The sequence below is a fragment of the Acidimicrobiia bacterium genome (assembly GCA_041394025.1).
Taxonomy (GTDB): Bacteria; Actinomycetota; Acidimicrobiia; order IMCC26256; family JAOSJL01; genus JAOSJL01.
The window spans coordinates 502,890-521,327 of record JAWKJA010000003.1 but is presented as its reverse complement, the minus strand read 5'-3'; the positions used below and the strand labels follow the sequence as shown (position 1 = coordinate 521,327).

Genomic DNA, 18,438 nt, shown 5'->3' with positions numbered 1-18,438 from the left:
CGGGCTACGTGCCCGGAGGCGGCGGTGCAGGTGGTGGCCCGGGCGACGCCGGCGGCGTCGTCGGTGGAGACGGCGGGGTCGGCGTCGCGGGCGGTGCCGGAGGCTCGGGTGGTGGTGGGGGCTCGCGGCGGGTGAACGTGCCCGTCCTCGTGAACTCCTCGACCTCGTCCTCGGTCTCGGGGTCGCGCAGGATCCCCTGGGCGGCCAGGACCGCCGCCGCGGCGATCAGGACCATGCCCAGCGCGGCGGTGACGAGCCCGAAGCCCGTCACGGACTCGGAACTCTCGAAGAGATCGCCGACGAAGGTGAGAACACCGACGACAACGATCACGAGCCCCAGCCATGCGGAGCCGCGGCGCTGGTTGAGCGTGGCGATGAACACGCCGGCTGCTCCCGTGGCGGCGACCATGAGACCCACGAGCCACCATGCCTCGGCAGCCACGATGTAAGAGCCGAACACGGTGGCGAACAGCCCGATGACGAGGAACGGCGTGGCTGCCCCGGAGAAGTGCCGGCGGTCGAGTCCGAAGGCCGCGGCGAGGTACACGAGTCCGATCACGAGCGACGCGATCCCGGGGCCCCGGTCCTGGTCGGTGCTGCCGGTGAGGAAGAAGTCGAGGTCACCGACGAACGGCTCGTCGATGACGTCGCCCTCCGGGGGGAACGGAATCGGCTCGTCGTCGACGCCGTTGTCGACGCCGTTGCCAAAGTCGCTGTCGAAGTCGCTGTCGGGACCACCGTCGATGTCGGGTCCGACATCAGGCCCGACGTTGGAGCCGGTCGCGCACTCGCCTCCGAAAGCACCCGGGTCCCGGTCCCCGCACGTCTGACCGAAGTCCTCGTACTCCGAGCCGATGGGTGACTCGTAGTAGAGGTCGTCGCAGGCGGTGTCGTCGCCTGCCTCGCAGTCGTCGTAGAGGCCGTCGAGGTAGGAGTCGTCCCCGTAGTTCTGGGGCTCGTCCTCGTCGAATCCCACCGGGATGAAGGGAGCCGAGCCGACGTTGGTGGGCGCCTGTTCCGACCTGGAATCGTCGAGGCCGAAGGACGCCCCGTTGTCAGTGACCTGATCGACCGCGAAGACCCAGAAGAGCGCGAGGGTGACCACGAGGAACACGGTGCGGCCCCTGGTGGGTGGCACGGCGTAGAGGGCGCCCCAGCTGAGCAGGGTGAGGATCTCGATGGACGTCGTCGGGTCGCTCGTGGCTCCGACGGCGAGGAGGAAGATCCAGAAGGCCGGAACGGCCACGACGATGGCCGTGACCGCTCCGGCGCGCACCGGTTCGTTGCCGAAATAGACGGCCACGAGCCCGGCGAGGACCACGAGGGCGCAGAACGCCGCTCCGATCGTGCCCGACGGCTCACCGCTCGTGGTGAGGTCCGACTGGTCGGTCGCGAGTGCGAGCACGCCGATGACCGCCAGGAGCCCACCGGCGGCGCCGAGGGCGCTCGTGAGCGAGGGCACGGGCCGCAGGTGTGCGCGCCACCCCAGGTAGCCGGTCGATCCCGAATCGGCCCCGCCCGTGTCGCCGCCGGTGGGCGGTACGTCGCCCGGGCCGTTGCCGTCGTCGGGAGCGCTGTCGTAGGGAAGGCTCCCCGGTTGTGTCGGGTCGGTCACGGTGGTCTCCTCGACGGGGTCTCAGTCCGCACGATCTTCGCAATCCGACCAACGTCGGTGGTGGATACCCACTCAGCGCCGTCACGGGACGCGAAAAGGCCCCGCCGTAGCGGGGCCCTCCCGGTCAGTCGTTGATGGGGCCGGTGCGGCCCCGGCGCTCAGGCGCTGGGGGGTGGAGGAGGCGGTGTTCCCCCGGTGCCACCGGCGTCGCCCGTCTCGCCGATGCCCTGCATGGCCATGAACCCGCCCGCGGCGAGCCCGGCGGTGCACAGCAGACCGAGGTAGAGCCCGAAGGCTGTGTAGTCGGTGTTGCCGAGCCACTTGATGAGCACCAGGACGAACGCCGCCGCACCACCGATCGTGTACACCTGCTCCCACGTGAGGGGCCCCAACCGGTCCGGGAGCTCCACCTCGGTGAAGGTGCGGATCACGAGCAGTGCCACGAGCGCGATGCCGATGAGGATGGCGAGAATGCTGAGGAACGAACTCGGCGCCTGCCATCCGTTGCGCGTGTAGCTGCCGAAGCCGAAGTCGACGCTGTACCACGAGAGGAACGAATCCAGGAAGAGCACGATCCCGGCGACGCCGATCACCATCTCTCCCGGCTTGAGCTCCTTGATCTTGTCCATTGAGGCCTCTCCTTGCTCGTCTTGGTGGGGGCCTCGCTGGCCCGGCCGGCGCCCAGCATACGATCAGAAATCCCCGCGGAGCGCAAGGATCCTCCGATTTCTGGCCGTTTCCCGGCACACAAGGGCAGCGGGCGGCGTGCGCTAGGTTGCCAAAGTGCGCATCGGCGTCTTGGCATCGGGCGGAGGGACGAACCTCCAGGCGATCCTCGACGCCGACCTCCCCGTCACCGTGGTCCTGGCCGACCGGCCGGGGGCCGGGGCCCTGGTGCGGGCCGAGCGGGCCGGTGTGGACACCGCCGTGGTCGACCGGGCGGCACACCTCCCCGACCGACTGGCTTTCACCGACGCCGTCGTCGACGCACTGGGAGAGTACGAGGTCGATCTCGTCGCCATGGCCGGCTTCATGACGATCCTGGAGAAACCGATCTTCGACGTGTTCGCCGGGAGGGTCCTCAACACGCACCCCAGCCTGCTGCCGGCGTTCCGGGGGGCGCGTGCCGTGGAGGACGCGCTCGAGGCGGGGGTGAAGGTCACCGGGTGCACGATCCACATCGCGATCCCCGAGGTCGACGCCGGCCCGATCCTCGCCCAGGAGGCCGTGGAGGTTCTCGACGACGACACAACCGACGTGCTGCACGAGCGCATCAAGGAGGTGGAGCGGCGTCTCTACCCCGAGGTGCTCGCCCGGGTCGTCGCCGAGGGGACGACCGGGTTCGACGATTCGAGCCGGTAGGGGCTCCCACGCGGACGTACGAACGACGACACCGAGGAGAGAGCTGAGTTGACGAGACGGAGAATCGAACGGGCGCTGCTGTCGGTGTCCGACAAGGACGGGCTGGTGCCCTTCGCCCGCTCGCTGTCCGAGATGGGCGTCGTGCTCGTGAGTTCAGGGGGTACATCCAAGGCGCTGGCCGACGCCGGCGTTCCGGTGACAGCGGTCGAATCCGTCACGGGCGCCCCCGAGATGCTCGACGGTCGCGTGAAGACGCTGCACCCGCGGATTCACGGCGGGATCCTCGCGGATCGCGACAAGAAGTCGCATCGTGCCGACCTGGAGAGTCAGGAGATCGCTCCCATCGACCTCGTCGTGGTCAACCTCTACCCGTTCGTGGAGAAGCCGGGTATCGAGACGATCGACATCGGTGGGCCTGCGATGGTGCGCGCCGCGGCGAAGAACCACGGCTCGGTGGCGGTCGTGACCCGTCCCGACCAGTACGAGGGTGTCATCGCCGAGATGCGCGCCCACGAGGCGACCCTCGGCGCCGACACCCGTGAGGAGCTGGCGCTCGAGGCGTTCGCCCTCACCGCGTCGTACGACGCGGCGATCGTCGGCTGGCTCCAGCGCGAGGAGACACTCCCGAGGCATCTCGTGATCCCGCTCGAGCGTGCCGACGTGCTGCGCTACGGCGAGAACCCGCACCAGGAGGCCGCCCGCTACACCGAGCGCAACGTTCCGCCGGGGTGGCCCGAGCGGATCGTGCAGCACGGCGGCAAGGAGATGAGCTACATCAACTACCTCGACGCCGACGCGTCGTGGTCGCTGGTGCACGAGTTCGACGACACGGCGTGTGTCGTCGTGAAACACGCCAACCCGTGTGGTGTCGCCCTGGCCGACGAGCCCGCGGAGGCCTACCGCCGTGCGTTCGCCTGCGACGACCTCAGCGCCTTCGGCGGCGTCGTGGCACTGAACCGCGAACTCGACGTTCCGACGGCCGAGGCCATCGCCGGTGTCTTCACCGAGGTCGTGATCGCACCCTCATACGCCGAGGGAGCACTCGAGGTGCTCGCCGCCAGGAAGAACCTGCGCGTGCTGGAGGCTCCGGTGCCCGGCGTGTCCGGTCTCCAGGTGAAGGCGCTCGAGGCAGGGATGCTCGTGCAGCAGCCCGACTGCGTGTCGACCGACCGAGGCGAGTGGACCGTGGCGACCAAGGCGTCGCCCTCCGAGGGCCACTGGCGTGACCTCGTCTTCGCCTGGCAGGTCTGTGCGGCGACGGGCTCCAACGCCATCGTGCTGGCCAAGGACGGCCAGGCCTTCGGCATCGGCGCCGGTCAGCAGAGCAGGGTCCACTCCACCGAGATCGCCGCGAAGAAGGCCGGCGGCCGCGCCGAGGGCGGTGTGGCGGCCAGCGACGCCTTCTTCCCGTTCCGTGACGGCATCGACGCCGCCGCCGAGGCCGGGGTGAGCGCCGTGATCCAGCCCGGCGGCTCGATGCGGGACGACGAGGTCGTGGAGGCCGCCGACGAGCACGGAATCGCCATGGTGTTCACCGGAGCGCGACACTTCCGGCACTGATCTTTGTTTTGATGCGTCCGTGAGGTTCGCATAGCGAACCTCACGGACGCATCAAAACAGGCAAGCAAGAAGGGGGAGCGGGTGGGGGCGACGAAACTCGACGGTAAGGTGGCGTCGGCGGCGATCCGCGAGGAGTTGAAGGAGCGGGTCGCCAAGCTCGCCGAGCAGAACGTCACACCGGGGCTCGCCACGGTGCTCATCGGCGACGACCCCTCGTCGACGGTCTACGTCCGCAACAAGCACAAGGCGTGTGCCGACGTCGGCATCACCAGTGTGCGCGAGGACCATGGCGCCGACGTGTCGACGGCCACGGTCCTGGGCGTCATCAACCGCCTCAACGAGGACCCGGCGATCGACGGCTACCTCATCCAGTATCCCGTGCCCGACCATCTCGACTACGGAGTGCTCATCGAGGCGGTCGACCCCGACAAGGACGCCGACGGGCTGCATCCCACCAACCTCGGTCACCTCGCGTTGGGGGCCCGCGACAAGCCGCGACCGTGCACGCCGCTCGGGGTCGTGGCGCTGCTCGAGCGCAACAACGTCCCCATCGCCGGCCGCCACGTCGTGATCGTCGGTCGTGGCCCCACGGCGGGCCGACCGCTGGCGATGTTGCTGTCGCTCAAGGAGGATGGCGGCAACGCCACGGTCACGCAGTGCCACACCGGTACCACAGGGCTGCCCGACCACACGCGTAGCGCCGACATCCTCGTGGCGGCCGCCGGCAAACCGGGGATGATCACCGCCGACATGGTCAAGCCGGGAGCGGCGGTCGTCGACATCGGCATCTCGCGCACCGACGACGGGATCGCCGGCGACGTCGCACCGGAGGTCGCCGACGTGGCCGGATGGCTCGCACCGGTTCCCGGCGGGGTCGGGCCGATGACGATCGCGATGCTGCTGCGCAACACCGTGGAGCGTGCCGAGCGCCGGGCTGCGCGGCAGTGACGGCCGAGTTCCGCGCATCCGACGCGGGCGCGCCCGACGACGGCGCGCCGGAAATTCCCGGAGCGCCCTCGACGTGCGCACTGTGCGGCACGATGGTCCCGGCGGCCGACATCCGCTGCCCGGAGTGCCGCATGGACGCCCGGTTCGGCCCCGGACAGCCGCGGGCCTTCTCCCGGGCCACACTCTGGGCGCTGGTCGGCGTGCTCGTGGCCGTCTACCTCGTGACCCTCGGGCTCGTGGCGCTCGTCCGCTGAGAGGCCCGTCGAGGCGTACACGCTCGGATCGCCGGCCGGGGCGATGGGCGGCGCCAAACGGGGCTCCCCTACGATGACGGGTCCACCCCCATCGCGATCGCCCGGCTGCCGGAGGAGACCATGCCCGAGAAGATCCACCTCGACGACGACTCGGTTCTCCAGGTTCCCGACGACCCGATCGTCCCGTTCATCCGGGGGGACGGGACCGGCGTCGACATCTGGCCTGCGGCACAGGACGTCCTCGACGCAGCCGTGAAAAAGGCGTACGACGGCGAGAAGGCCTTCCACTGGAAGGAGGTCCTCGCCGGCCAGGCGGCCTTCGACGAGACCGGCGACTGGCTCCCCACCGAGACCGTCGAGGCCTTCCGCGACCATCTCATCGGCATCAAGGGGCCTCTCACGACCCCGGTGGGTGGCGGGTTCCGCTCCCTCAACGTGGCTCTGCGCCAGATCCTCGACCTCTACGTGTGCCTCCGCCCCGTCCGCTGGTTCAAGGGCGTGCCGTCGCCGGTGAAGTCTCCCGAACTGGTCGACATGGTGATCTTCCGCGAGAACACCGAAGACGTCTACTCGGGTGTCGAGTTCGAGTGCGGAACACCTGAAGCGGCCAAGCTCATCGACTTCCTCGGGGACGAGTTCGACATCGAGCTGCGGCGCGACTCGGGAATCGGCATCAAACCGATTTCAGTGACGGGCTCGAAGCGCCTCGTGCGCGCCGCCATCAACTACGCGATCGACCACGGACGCGAGTCGGTGACACTCGTGCACAAGGGCAACATCATGAAGTTCACCGAGGGAGCCTTCCGACAGTGGGGCTACGACCTCGTGCGCGAGGAGTTCGCCGACCGGGCCGTCGGCTGGGACGACTGCAACGGCGAGCCGGGCGACAGGATCCTCGTGAAGGACACCATCGCCGACATCACGCTCCAGCAGGTGCTCACGCGGCCCGCGGAGTTCGACGTGATCGCCACGATGAACCTCAACGGTGACTACCTCTCCGACGCCCTCGCCGCACAGGTCGGCGGGATCGGGATCGCGCCGGGCGGCAACATCAACTACGAGAGCGGGCACGGCATCTTCGAGGCGACCCACGGTACGGCGCCCAAGTACGCGGGCCAGGACAAGGTGAACCCGGGGTCGCTTCTGTTGAGCGGGGTGCTCATGCTCGAGCACCTGGGGTGGCAGGAGGCGGCCGACGACATCGTGCGTGCGCTCGAGGCGACGATCGCCGACAAGATCGTCACCTACGACTTCGCCCGTCTCACCGAGGGAGCCACACTCGTGAAGACGTCGGAGTTCGCCGCGGCCATCATCGACCGGTTGTAGGCGGGCGGGCGACCGGGTGCTCGCGGAACTGAACGTCCGCCACACCCGGCGCCACATGCCGACGCGGCGGGTGGCGGTCGAGGACAGCTACCTGCCGTTCGGTGGAGCGGCCCACGGGCTCGTGCTGCTCCAGGCGGTGGTCGCGGAGTTCGCCCCGTTGCTCGACGAGGAGCGTGCCGAGGCGTTGCCCGACCTCCTCACGGAGGCCCGCGACGGGTTGTCGGTCCCGTCGATCGCGCTCCGCTACCGGCTCCAGACCGACGTCCACGGGCTGGACCGTTCGCGTCACCGCGTCGTCGAGGAGTACGGGACCCGGGTGCTCGAGCTCGACGTGCACGGACGGGCGACACCCCAGATCCTGGGGGCGGTCATGGCCGCTGCCGCCATGCCCTCCGCGCCGCGACGGAAGGCACTCGGGGCTCTCGGGAGGGCACTCGGGCTCGAGTGGACGCCTCCTCCGGGCATGGTGGAGCGCCGACTCCTGCACGGCCTCCCCGTGGCGCGTCCCGCGCCGCCGGGCGCACGGGCCGGTTCGGCGCCGCGTAACGGGCACGACTCCTGGAAGGGAGTGCCCACCGAGACGCGGTGGGCGCTGGAGACACTCGACCTGGGACCGGGTGACGACATCCAGCGGGCCGTCGTGCAGCGGCAGTTCCGCGAGCTCCTGCGGGCGGCGCATCCCGACCACGGGGCGGCAGACGCCGGCGCGGCCGACCGGATCGCCGAGCTCACCGAGGCACGCCACGTTCTGCTCCGTGTGTCGTCCTGAGTTCCCGTAGCGTCGGTAGGAGCGCCGCCGGGGGCCCGGGGTAGGTTCACTACCGAACCATGCCGCGGAGGTCACAGAACCCATGAAGGTCACCGTTGTCGGCGCCGGCTTCTACGGCTCCACCACAGTCCAGCGCATCGCCGAGGCCGGCTACGCCGACGAGGTCGTGATGGTCGACATCATCGAGGGCAAGCCCCAGGGTCTCGCTCTCGACATGATGCAGAGCCGCTCCATCGAGGGCTTCGAGACCCGCATCGTGGGCACCAACGGATACGACGAGACCGCCGCCTCCGACATCTGCGTCATCACCGCCGGGCTGCCGCGCAAGCCCGGCATGAGCCGCATGGACCTCCTCGAGGTCAACGCCGGGATCGTGCGGGAGGTCACCGAGAAGTTCGTTGCAGAATCACCCGACGCTGTGATCGTCGTCGTGTCGAACCCACTCGACGAGATGACGATGCTCACCTCCCTCGTCAGTGGGTTTCCGCACGCACGCGTCATGGGCCAGGCGGGACTGCTCGACACCGCCCGGTTCAAGCACTTCGTCGCCGAACACTTCGGCGTCTCACCGTCGGCTGTCGAGGCCGTGACGCTCGGAAGCCACGGCGACACCATGGTCCCGGTCCCCAGCCTCGTGACCGTCGAGGGGAAGCCTCTCCGTGAGGTGGCCGACGCCCCGGCCGTCGACGAACTCGTCCAACGCACGCGTGACGGCGGTGCGGAGATCGTCGGCTACCTCAAGACCGGCAGCGCGTACTACGCCCCGTCGAGCGCCGCCGCGAAGATGGTCGAGGCCATCGCCACCGACTCCGGTGAGGTCATGCCCGTCTGCGCGTGGCTCGACGGCGAGTACGGCATCAGCGACGCCTACCTGGGTGTCGTGGCCAGGCTGGGTACGGGCGGCGTCGCCGAGATCGTGGAGCTGGACCTCGACGACACGGAGAAAGTGGCGCTCGCCGAGGCCGCCGAGGCCGTCGCCGCCAAGCAGGACGACGTCCGCCAGTTCGCTCAGAGCTGAGAGCCCCGGTCAGGCCCGGTTCAGCCGACGGTTGCGGGCACGGCTGATCGCGTTGCCCGTGAGGACCAACCAGCCCGCCACGATCAACGCGATGCCGACGGTGGTGAGGCCGGGGGCGTTGGACCCCGTGCGCGGGATCGTCTGAACACCAAGAACGTCGACGCCGGTATCCGTCGGCGTGCCGGCGTTCTCGATCTGGATGCCGGCGACATCGGTCGGAGGCTCCGGATTGGTGCAGAGAGCCGCGAAGAGCCCTCCGAGATCGAGTGTTGCGAGATCGAGACCGCCGAGATCGAGCCCGCCGCCGGTGGCCGATGCACCGAGCGACTTGGCTGCAGCCTGGCCCGGGCCACGACCGGCTGCGTTGATCGCCGCCGGGTCCACGAAGACGCCGTCGACGACATCCAGGACCGACATGTCGGGAGTGGGCATGTCGATGTTGGCGTAGCCCCCTGCGAGCGTCTGAGGAACGTCGGCCGCGCTGCCCAGGCCCACGTCGACCTGGGCGGGGCAGATGAAGTCGAGGAGCCCGGAGATCTGTGCGGGCGAGAGGGAACCGACGAAGTCGCCGAGGACGCCGGTGAGGCCGTCAGCTGCAACATTCAGCACACCCGTCGCAGGGTCGCTCAGCGGCTCGCCGGGCGCGCCGTTGATGGTGACGTCGGCCGCTGCCTCGAAAGCGGCGGGGTCGGCGTTCGGTCGGGGGAGGCCAACCGCCATCGTGTAGCTGCCGCTACCGGTGACGGCGACCTCGTCGGTGTCGTGCCTCCACTGGCCGAACACGCCCCAGCCGCCCATGGTGATCCCGTAGGAGACGGTGAAGAAGCTGACGGGAGCCTTGAACTGGCAGGGTGTGCCGTCGGAGGCGTTCTGCACGTCGATCGTGGCGTAGGCCTGGCCGGACGGCACGTCGACGGTGATGGCGTCGGGGTCGAAGCCGACGTAGCGGGTGGCGGCCTCGATGGCGGCGCACTCGGCTTCGGTGCCGAGGTCGTGCAGGATCTCCTGAGCACCGCTCGCGTTGCCTGCAGCGAGCTGGGCGACCGCTGCGTTGACGTCGTTCTTCGCCTGACCCTTGAGACCGTCGACGATGGCGCCGACCTGGCCGAGAGCGTTGCGGATGTCGGCCTCGGTGCGGTCGTTCAGGTCCTCAGGTGTTGCCGCTCCGGCCGGGACGGCGGCGAACGTCAGGGTGAGGGAAACGACGAGGGCGGACAGCATCACCAGCCGCCGGCCCCTTCGGTTCACGGTCATCGTCTTGTGCCTCCTGGTTGCCGGTCAGGCTTCGAGCCGGTTCCTGCGGATCCGACTGAGGGCGTTGCCGGTGAGCACCAGCCAGCCCGCCACGATCAGCGCGAGACCCACGCCGGCTTCGCCCGGGGCGTTGGAGCCGGTACGGGGAAGCGCCTCGGTGGCACCCGCCACGTCGACGCCCGAATCGGTGCCGGTTCCCGTCGACGCGGGAACGTTCTCGTCACCCGTACCGCCCACGTCGGGGGGCTCGGGGTCGACGCAGAGCACCTCGAGGTCGAGGCTTCCGAGATCGATCGCACCCAGGTCGAGTCCACCGCCCTCGGCCGACGCTCCGAGCGTCCGGGCCGCTGCAGTTCCCGAGTCACGACCAGCAGCGGCGAGCTCGGGGGTCTCGACGACGATGCCGTCGACCATGCGGGTGACCGGGAAGTTCGGGTCGGTGAGGTTGGTGGTCCCGAAGCCTCCCCCGAGCGTTGCCGGGACGTCGGCCGCCGATCCCTGGAAGGTGTCGACCTGGAAGGGGCAGATGAAGTCGAGGATTCCGCTGATCTGTTCGGGCGTGAGGGAACTGATGAGGTCACCGATGATGTCGTTGATGCCGTCGGCGATTCCGTCGAGCGGCCCGGCCGCGGCGCCGAGGTGCTCACCCGACTCACCGTCGAGGATGAGGTCCTGAGCGGCCTCGAGTGCGGCGGGGTCGGCCGTGGGCCCGGGAAGCCCGACGGTCATGTTGTAGGTGCCACTGCCCGTGACGGTCACGGCGCTGGTGTCCTCTTCCCACTGCGGGAGGACGCCCCACTGGCTCATGTAGAGACCCCAGGAGACGGTGACGAGGTCGACGGGCGCCGCGAACTGGCAGGGTGTGCCGTCGGACGCGTTCGGTACGACGATCGTCGAGTAGGCCTCGCCCGCACCGATGTCGTACGTGATGGCGTTGTTGTTGTACCCGAAGTAGCGGGTCTTGGCCTCGATGGCGGTGCACTCGGCCTGGTGGCCGAAGTCCTTCAGGGTCTCCTGTGCGCCACCGATGTCGCCGGTCGCGAGCTGACCGACGGCGGCGTTGAGGTCGTCCTGGGCCTGGCCTTGGAGGCCGTCGGCGATGTTCAGGACCTGCCCGAGCGTGTCGCGGATCTCACCCTCGATGCGCTGCTTCACCTCTGCCGGCGTTTCGCTCTCGGCTCCGACGGGCAGCGCCGTGACCCCGATGACCATCGCCACGAGCACTCCGAGAACGGTCGCCCGCCTGAGTGTGCGTCGCGCCTTCATGGGGAGCCTCCACACGCCCTGCCGGGCGCCGTCTCAAGGATGTGTCGCTCGACGGGTCTCCGCGCGATTCGGCGGAGCTTCTGTCGCCACTCTACGTGGCTACTACAAATCGGACAATAGGTCAGATGGCTCATCGTGTCAACCTCGTGGCGATCCGCGTGTTTCCGGGGGATCCGTCCGGTGCGGAGGCACGGCGCCGACGCCGGGGAGGTGCACACGGCGGCGATTCCCCTGTTACCACGAGAACGACGGACGGATCCAGCCTCGCGGCGCATCGAAGCGGCGCGAGGACGGCGGCGGTGGCAGGATGCCCCCCATGGACGACACGACCTCCCCGGACCGCTTCGACGCGCAGCGGATAGCGCTTCTCGCTGCCCGGGGGCGCCTCGGCCTCGGCCTCGCCGCGGTGGTGTTCCCGGGCCTGGTCGCCCGGGCGATGCTGACCGACGATGTGAGCGCGGGTACGAGGGCCCTGGGGCGCCTGGTCGGGATCCGCGACTTCGTGATCGGCGCGGCCACGGTCATGTCGATCAAGGACGGCAGCCGGCCCGAGAACTGGGTCGGCATGAGTGCGCTCATCGACATGGCCGACGGTGTCGTCTCGCTCGTGAGCCCCGGTGCGTCACGTCGCGCTCGGCTGGTGGGCGTACCGCTCGCGTTCGCGTCGGGTGCGCTCCACCTGCGCCTGGCCCGCGCGCTCGCCGACGCGTCACTCGACGAGGAGCGCGCCCGGCTCGAAGGGCCCTCCAGCGAGGCCGACGCCGACGACGCGTCGTGAACCGGCGCGCGATCTCCCGGTCATCGCCCGTCCCGACGTGTAGGCCGTCGGCACCGGATCGGCGGGAGTAGCGGCCGGTGGTCGACTGCGCACTCACGCCGGACCAGGACGACATACGCCGCCTGGCGCGGGACTTCGCCGTGAACGAGATCCGCCCGGTCGCGGCCCACTACGACGAGGTCGAGGAGGTGCCGTGGCCGGTGCTCCGGCGGGCGAACGAGATCGGGCTCCTCTCGTTCGGGCTCCCCGAGGCCTACGGCGGAGGCGGCGTTCCCGGCGGCCTGGTCGGGACGACGAACTTCGTCGTGATGGAGGAGCTGGCCTGGGGCTGCGCGGCGATCGCCACGACGATCGGCTCCTCGATCTACGCGGCCGGGCCGATTCTGGCATTCGGCACGCCCGAACAGCACGCGCGGTTCATCCCCCGGTTCTGCGACCCCGACACCGTGAGGCTCGGCGCCCTGTGCATCACCGAGCCCCACGGCGGGTCCGACGTCGCGGCGATGCGCACGACGTTCCGCCGGGAGGGCGACGAGTACGTGCTGGACGGCACGAAGTGTTTCATCACCAACGGAGGGATCGCCGATCTCCACATCGTCTTCGCGGTGGCACGTCCGGGCGGAGGGTGGCCACACATGGCGGCGTTCATCGTCGAACAGGGAAATCCCGGCCTGAGGATGGGCAAGGTCGAACGCAAGCTCGGTGTACGTGCGTCACACACCGCCGAGGTGGTGCTCTCCGACTGCCGCGTTCCGCTGGAGAATCGGCTCGGCGGGGAGCCGGGAGGGGAGTCGACCGGTGGGGCGACCGGTGAGAGCGGAGATCGCAGCGACGCCAACCCGCTGATGCTGCTCCAGTACTCGCGCATGACCTTCGCCGCGGCCGCGGTCGGACTGGCGCGCGCCGCTTTCGAGTACGCGCTCGATCATGCGCAACAACGGGAGTCGTTCGGCCGCAGGATCGCCGATCACCAGGCGGTCGCGTCGTTGCTCGCGGACATGGCGATGGGCGTCGACGCGGCACGCCTGCTGGTGTGGCGCGCGGGCTGGATGGTCGACACCGGAGCGCCACTGGACCGCGCCGAGGGATCCATGGCGAAGTGCTATGCGGCCGACGCCGCGGTGGCGGTGACCCGGGATGCGGTCCAGATCCTCGGTGGGCACGGGTACATGCGCGATCACCCTGTCGAGAAGTGGTACCGGGACGCCAAGGTGTACCAGATCTGGGAGGGCACCAACGAGATCCAGCGCACGGTCATCGCCCGGGCGCTCACGGGCTGACCCCGGATCCCGTACAGAACGTCCGGTGCCACGTCTCGGGACCTTCGGCCCTAGCCATGAGACAAAGTGGGGTCCATTGTCTCAGTGACGGTGTCCGTGGACGACGGTGGAGGTGGGCGATGGGCAAGCCGGTCATCGACTGGAGCTACGTGGAGCGGGTCCAACAGGGTGAGCTGGACCTCGACTGGCTGCGCAAGTGGAACCACGAGGTGGACGGCGAGGTCGTGCCGTCGCGCATCGGGCTCACGATGCGAGACATCGCGGTCGGCCAGTACGGCGACATACCCGAGACCGCTCCCATGCGCACCATGGCGCCACGCGGATCCGAACGCGACGCCGACCTGCCCGACATGGGCTACACGATCAACACCAAGGACGAGGTCTGGGCCGAGAACGTCATGGACCTCTACGAGGAGGGCGTCAGCCGTCAGTGGTCGGCGACCCGCGACATCCCGTGGAGCGAGATCCCCGATCTCGATCCCGACATCGAGCACGCGATGTGTCAGTTCTCGACGTTCCTCTCCGAGGTCGAGATGATCGCCTCCGACTTCCCCGCCAAGTGGATGTGGCAGATCAACCACGACTTCGTCGAGACCAAAATGTTCCTGGCGAGCCAGATCATGGACGAGGCGCGCCACACCGAGGTGTTCAGGAAGCGGGCGTTGGCGAAGGGCGGCGGTCTCGGCCGGGCGAAGACCACCACCGAGTACTTCCTGAAGCTCGTGCTCGACGCGCAGAACTACCAGGAGGGTTCCGCTCTCATGCACCTTCTCGGTGAGGGCATGGTGCTCTCGGTGTTCCGGGCCGGCGAGCTGATCTCGCCGAGTCCCGTCGAGAAGAAGATCTTCCGGCTCTGCATGCAGGACGAGGCGCGCCATGTCGCCTACGGCACCATGCACCTGCGCCACGTGCTGGAGCAGGATCCCGACAAGGCCGAGGAGTTCCACGAGTACCTCGACGCGGGTGAGGAGATCATCGCGGCCCTCTTCACCGTTCCCGAGGTCGTCGAGCCGCTGACCGTCATCATCGCCGGTGGTGCCGACGCGGCGGCCGACGTGGGGGACGAGGCGTCGAACATGCTCCAGGGGCGCGTGATCACCGAGTACCTCCAACGCTGCGATCGCGCCGGGCTCGACCGCCGGTCGCGCATCAAGATCCCGGGCGTGCTCACAGGCTTCGATCCCGCCACCGCGGGCGTCACGAGCGCCGATGCATACGCGCAGGCCGGCCAACCGGTCGCGGTCAACTGAGGAGGCTCACCGTGCCGAACTTTCCGTCCACCGAATGGTTCGATGCGCTCGCCGCGACGGCGCGACAGGACAACGATGTCCTCGAATCCCTGGGTTTCGCCAACATCCGGCTGGCTCTGCGAATCGCGGGCGCTCCCGGCGGCGACACCGTCTACGGCCTGCGCCTCGAGGACTACGACGTCTTCAGCGACGGAGAGGTCGATCCTGAGGAGTGGGGCGCCGACTGCGTGCTGGAGGGGCCCGCAGCCGTGTGGGATGAGATGGTTGCCAACATCGTCGAGCACGGTGCGGCAGACCTCGGTCACACGCTCAACGCACTGTCACTTCCCGAGACCCCCTTGCGTGTCGTGGCGGCCGACCCCATGGGTCGTGACCTCTTCTTCCGGTACAACCAGACGCTCCAGGAGATCTTCGACCGGGCGGCGAAGGTGCCGACAGAGTTCGCGGCGCTGGCCTGAGTCGGCCATGAGTCTCACGGTCCTCGAGGAATGCCTCGGCTGTGGAGCGTGCGAGACGGTGTGCCCCACGGGCGCCATCAGCCAGAGCGACGACTTCCGTGTCGCCTACGTGGTCGATCCGCTGCTCTGCAACGACTGCCGGGAGTGCGTGCCGATCTGCCCGGTCGACGTGCTCGTCGACGATCCCTCGTGGGCTGTCTGTGAGGGTCGCGGCTGCCCGCTGACGTCGTCGCGGCTCGCGGGGTGGGAGTGCACCCAGGGTCAGGGACGCTGTACGACGTGTGGAGCGATGCTGTGGTCTTCTCCCGACGGCGGCGGGTGGCTCTGTCCGCGCTGTGACGGCCGGTCACGGGTGATGTGCCCCAAGACGCGCAAACTCGAGGTGGCCGGGTAACGCCGGGTCCAATCAGATCCCGAAGTCTGGTCGGAGCGCCATGCCGGCGTCGCCGACGCTCACTCCGGACGGGCTGTCGTCGCCGGGGGTCTTCGTGGCGAGGATCTGGTGGACCTGTGTGCGGTTCCCCTCGAAGTTGATCGCCGACGCCGCCATGTAGAGAAGCCAGATCCGGGCGCGGGCCGCGCCCGCCTCGGCAACGGCGTCGTCCCAGTTCGCCTGGAGGTTCGCGACCCACGCCCGCAGCGTGAGGGCGTAGTGCTCCCGCAGCGTCTCGAGGTGGCGGACCTCGAAACCGGTCGCCTGGATGGCGGACGTGACCTCGCCGACCTCGTGGAGCTCACCGTCGGGGAAGACGTAATGGTCGATGAACGGTGAGATGCGGTGGCGGCGCCGGAGCCGGTAGCGCAGCGGCTCCCTGTGGCGCGGCGGTGAGCTGATGCCGTGGTTGAGGAGGCGCCCACCGGGTGCCAGCAGCCGGTAGAGCGACTCGAAATACGTACCGAGTCGGGCCAGGCCGACGTGCTCGAACATGCCGATGGAGCTGATGGCGTCGTAAGGGCCGTCGGCGATGTCGCGGTAGTCCTGGACGCGGATCTCGACCTTGTCGGACAGTCCCGCGTCGGCGAGGTCCTTCTCGGCCCACTCCGCCTGACGGCGCGACAACGTCACACCGACACCGGTGACGCCGTGGTGCTTCGCGGCGTGCTTGACCATGCCGCCCCAGCCGCAGCCCACGTCGAGGAGACGCATGCCGGGGCCGAGGCCGAGCTTGCGGCAGATGAGCTCGTACTTGTTGGCCTGGGCGTCGGCCAGGTCGATCGACGGGTCGGACCACACGGCACAGGAGTAGGTCATCGAGGGGCCCAGGACGAGTCGGTAGAAGTCGTTCGACACGTCGTAGTGGTGGGCGATGGCGGCAGCGTCGCGCTCAGGTGAGTGGAGCCTGCCGTGGAGGTGGGCCTCCTCGGGCGGTGGGGGGAGCGGGCGCAGCCCCGACGGCCCGACCGACTTGATGGCCTCCCACCAGTCGCCGGGTCGGATGCGGATATTGGGGAAGCGGTCGCGCAGAGCCAGCCCGTCGAAGATGTCACCCTCGACGTCGATGTCGCCCGCCACGAACGCCCGACCGAACCCGAGCTCACCCGGCGCCCACACGATCCGGCGCAGCGCGTCGGGAGACCGCACGACCACGGTGCACGCTGCGTCGGGGTCGCCGATGGCGCTGCCGTCGTAGAGGCGGATGCGCACGGGGAGGTCGGATCCGAGCATCCCCTCGACGAGCCCGGACAGAGGTGTGCGCACCGACGTTCCGGCGTCGCCGGCGCCGCCGGCTCGGTGCTCCGTGCGCTGTGCGGCCTGCGCAGCGTCCATGCGACGCAGCGTATTGGGCAGAGCCGGACCGTGCACGGCCTCTACGATCCGTGGGGTGGGAGGCATTCTCGTGTCGGTGAACGTGGGTCGTGTCCGCACCGTCGAGCGCGACGGGGAGAATCCCGACACGGCCATCTGGAAGTCGCCCGTCGAGGGCCGCGTGCGGGTTGCCGGCGTGCAGATCGCCGGCGATTCGCAGGCCGACAGGGACGCGCACGGAGGCCCCGACCGTGTCGCCTACGCCTACGCCGCCGAAGACCTCGGGTACTGGTCGGAACAGGTCGGCCGCCCGCTGGAGCCCGGGTCGGTGGGGGAGAACCTCACGACCCGCGGTGTCGACGTCACCGGGGCGCTCATCGGAGAGCGGTGGCGGGTCGGCACGGCCCTGTTCGAGGTCGCCCAACCCCGCGTGCCCTGCTGGAAACTGGGCCACCGGATGGGCGACCTGTCGTTCCCGAGGCGCTTCCGGGAGGCGGGGCGCCCCGGCGCCTACCTCCGGCTGCTCGAGGAGGGCGAGATCGGCGCCGGCGACTCGATCGGGGTCACCGCCCCGGCGACTGCCAGCCTGAGCGTCGCCGAGGTCGCCCGGATCCACGGAGCGGAGCGCCACCGGTCGGGTGAGCTGCTGGCGCTCGGCGCCCTGTCGGCCGACTGGGTGGCGTGGGCGCGCGACCGTGCCACCGCCTGAGGGGCGGACCGGCCCGCACCGTCGCTACATCGACAGGGCCGTGTCGAGGGCCGTGTAGAGCGCGATCACGATCAGCAGCTGGGCGAACGCCCGGATCAGCACACGCGATCGCACGCGCTTCGCGAGCCAGTTGCCGGTGACGACCCCGAGCAGCGCCGCCACGGTGAACGGGAGCGCCACGGACCACTCGATGGATCCCCAGGCCTGCCGGGCGATCAGCGACACGAGCGAGTTGATCGAGATGACCAGGAGCGACGTTCCCACGGCCTGGTGGACCGGGAACTTCAACACGACCATGAGGACCGGGACGATGATGAACCCGCCGCCGACCCCGAAGAAGCCCGTCACCACCCCCACACCGATGCCCAGGGCCGCGACCTCCGCGACCTTCCCCGGACGGCCCGCGAGCGCGTGGGGTACAGGGTCGCCGTCGTCCACGACACCGGGCTCGCGGTCGAACCTCGGGTCACGGGCCTGGCGGAACATCGACGCCGACACGACCAGGAGCAGCCCCGAGAACGCCAGGAGCAGCACGTCGTCGTCGACCAGCGTGTTGAGGGCGGAGCCGAGCAGCGCTCCGACGACACCACCGGAGCCGAAGGCGAGCCCGACACCCCATTGCACGTTTCCGTCACGCGAGTGCGCCAGAAGACCTCCGATCGCTGTGCACATCACGATGAGGAGGGCGCTGGCCGTCGCGTTCTTGGGAGTCTGTCCGGCCACGTAGACGAGCGCCGGCACCGCGAGCACGGCACCGCCGCCACCCAACGCGCCCATGACGAGGCCGATGAGGAATCCGAGCGGTGAGGCCAGGAGACCACGGAGGTTCATGGCGTCACCGTGT

Annotated in this window: 19 protein-coding genes; 13 read left to right on the top strand and 6 right to left on the bottom strand. The window is 69.5% G+C overall.

Going from position 1 to position 18,438, the window contains the following annotated elements; all coding sequences use genetic code 11:
* Positions 1-4: 4 nt before the first annotated feature.
* Both R3A49_09815 and R3A49_09810 read right to left on the bottom strand, forming a co-directional pair.
* Positions 5-1,615, bottom strand: coding sequence for a hypothetical protein (locus R3A49_09815; GenBank protein ID MEZ5171027.1), 1,611 nt, complete (start codon positions 1,613-1,615; stop codon positions 5-7).
* 158 nt (positions 1,616-1,773) lie between these two features.
* Positions 1,774-2,244 (bottom strand): hypothetical protein, encoded by a 471-nt coding sequence (locus R3A49_09810; GenBank protein ID MEZ5171026.1) that lies wholly within the window; start codon positions 2,242-2,244, stop codon positions 1,774-1,776.
* 154 nt (positions 2,245-2,398) lie between these two features.
* Between R3A49_09810 and purN the strand changes: the two genes are divergently transcribed.
* The 7 genes from purN (at position 2,399) to mdh (ending at position 8,852) form a co-directional block, all read left to right on the top strand.
* Entirely contained in the window at positions 2,399-2,977 is a 579-nt protein-coding gene (purN, locus tag R3A49_09805; protein MEZ5171025.1) for a phosphoribosylglycinamide formyltransferase, read from the top strand.
* Positions 2,978-3,025: 48 nt separating this feature from the next.
* A complete protein-coding gene (gene purH / locus R3A49_09800) occupies positions 3,026-4,537 on the top strand; it encodes a bifunctional phosphoribosylaminoimidazolecarboxamide formyltransferase/IMP cyclohydrolase (GenBank protein MEZ5171024.1) in 1,512 nt (503 codons plus the stop codon).
* A gap of 81 nt (positions 4,538-4,618) precedes the next feature.
* A complete protein-coding gene (locus tag R3A49_09795) occupies positions 4,619-5,485 on the top strand; it encodes a tetrahydrofolate dehydrogenase/cyclohydrolase catalytic domain-containing protein (GenBank protein MEZ5171023.1) in 867 nt (288 codons plus the stop codon).
* Positions 5,482-5,739 carry a hypothetical protein gene (locus tag R3A49_09790; GenBank protein MEZ5171022.1) on the top strand — a complete coding sequence of 86 codons (258 nt, stop codon included), beginning with the start codon at positions 5,482-5,484 and terminating at the stop codon, positions 5,737-5,739. The genes R3A49_09795 and R3A49_09790 overlap by 4 nt, the downstream gene beginning before the upstream one ends.
* Before the next feature lie 120 nt (positions 5,740-5,859).
* The gene (gene icd / locus R3A49_09785) at positions 5,860-7,065 is read left to right on the top strand and encodes an NADP-dependent isocitrate dehydrogenase (protein ID MEZ5171021.1); all 1,206 of its coding nucleotides are present in this window, start codon (positions 5,860-5,862) and stop codon (positions 7,063-7,065) included.
* Between the two features lie 55 nt (positions 7,066-7,120).
* A complete protein-coding gene (locus R3A49_09780) occupies positions 7,121-7,834 on the top strand; it encodes a hypothetical protein (GenBank protein ID MEZ5171020.1) in 714 nt (237 codons plus the stop codon).
* 82 nt (positions 7,835-7,916) lie between these two features.
* Positions 7,917-8,852, top strand: coding sequence for a malate dehydrogenase (gene mdh / locus R3A49_09775; protein MEZ5171019.1), 936 nt, complete (start codon positions 7,917-7,919; stop codon positions 8,850-8,852).
* A gap of 9 nt (positions 8,853-8,861) precedes the next feature.
* On the opposite strand, the gene R3A49_09770 is transcribed toward mdh, so the two are convergent.
* A complete protein-coding gene (locus R3A49_09770; protein ID MEZ5171018.1) occupies positions 8,862-10,106 on the bottom strand; it encodes a hypothetical protein in 1,245 nt (414 codons plus the stop codon).
* Between the two features lie 24 nt (positions 10,107-10,130).
* Positions 10,131-11,372: a hypothetical protein gene (locus R3A49_09765; GenBank protein MEZ5171017.1), complete on the bottom strand. Its 1,242-nt coding sequence runs from the start codon at positions 11,370-11,372 to the stop codon at positions 10,131-10,133.
* A 316-nt stretch (positions 11,373-11,688) separates the two neighbouring features.
* Here R3A49_09765 and R3A49_09760 point away from each other — a divergent pair, with 316 nt between their 5' ends.
* From R3A49_09760 to R3A49_09740, 5 genes are all read left to right on the top strand, one after another.
* Positions 11,689-12,150 carry a hypothetical protein gene (locus R3A49_09760; protein ID MEZ5171016.1) on the top strand — a complete coding sequence of 154 codons (462 nt, stop codon included), beginning with the start codon at positions 11,689-11,691 and terminating at the stop codon, positions 12,148-12,150.
* A gap of 77 nt (positions 12,151-12,227) precedes the next feature.
* Entirely contained in the window at positions 12,228-13,430 is a 1,203-nt protein-coding gene (locus tag R3A49_09755; protein MEZ5171015.1) for an acyl-CoA dehydrogenase family protein, read from the top strand.
* A gap of 119 nt (positions 13,431-13,549) precedes the next feature.
* A complete protein-coding gene (locus R3A49_09750) occupies positions 13,550-14,680 on the top strand; it encodes a ferritin-like domain-containing protein (protein MEZ5171014.1) in 1,131 nt (376 codons plus the stop codon).
* A gap of 11 nt (positions 14,681-14,691) precedes the next feature.
* Positions 14,692-15,138: a hypothetical protein gene (locus R3A49_09745; GenBank protein MEZ5171013.1), complete on the top strand. Its 447-nt coding sequence runs from the start codon at positions 14,692-14,694 to the stop codon at positions 15,136-15,138.
* Between the two features lie 7 nt (positions 15,139-15,145).
* Entirely contained in the window at positions 15,146-15,532 is a 387-nt protein-coding gene (locus tag R3A49_09740; GenBank protein MEZ5171012.1) for a 4Fe-4S binding protein, read from the top strand.
* A gap of 12 nt (positions 15,533-15,544) precedes the next feature.
* Here R3A49_09740 and R3A49_09735 read toward each other — a convergent pair whose 3' ends face one another.
* Positions 15,545-16,804, bottom strand: a complete 1,260-nt coding sequence (locus tag R3A49_09735; GenBank protein ID MEZ5171011.1) for a class I SAM-dependent methyltransferase — start codon at positions 16,802-16,804, stop codon at positions 15,545-15,547.
* A gap of 157 nt (positions 16,805-16,961) precedes the next feature.
* On the opposite strand from R3A49_09735, the gene R3A49_09730 reads away from it, so the two are divergent.
* A complete protein-coding gene (locus R3A49_09730) occupies positions 16,962-17,594 on the top strand; it encodes an MOSC domain-containing protein (GenBank protein MEZ5171010.1) in 633 nt (210 codons plus the stop codon).
* 24 nt (positions 17,595-17,618) lie between these two features.
* On the opposite strand, the gene R3A49_09725 is transcribed toward R3A49_09730, so the two are convergent.
* On the bottom strand, positions 17,619-18,425 hold the full coding sequence (locus R3A49_09725; protein ID MEZ5171009.1) for a sulfite exporter TauE/SafE family protein: 807 nt from the start codon (positions 18,423-18,425) through the stop codon (positions 17,619-17,621).
* Positions 18,426-18,438 lie beyond the last annotated feature (13 nt).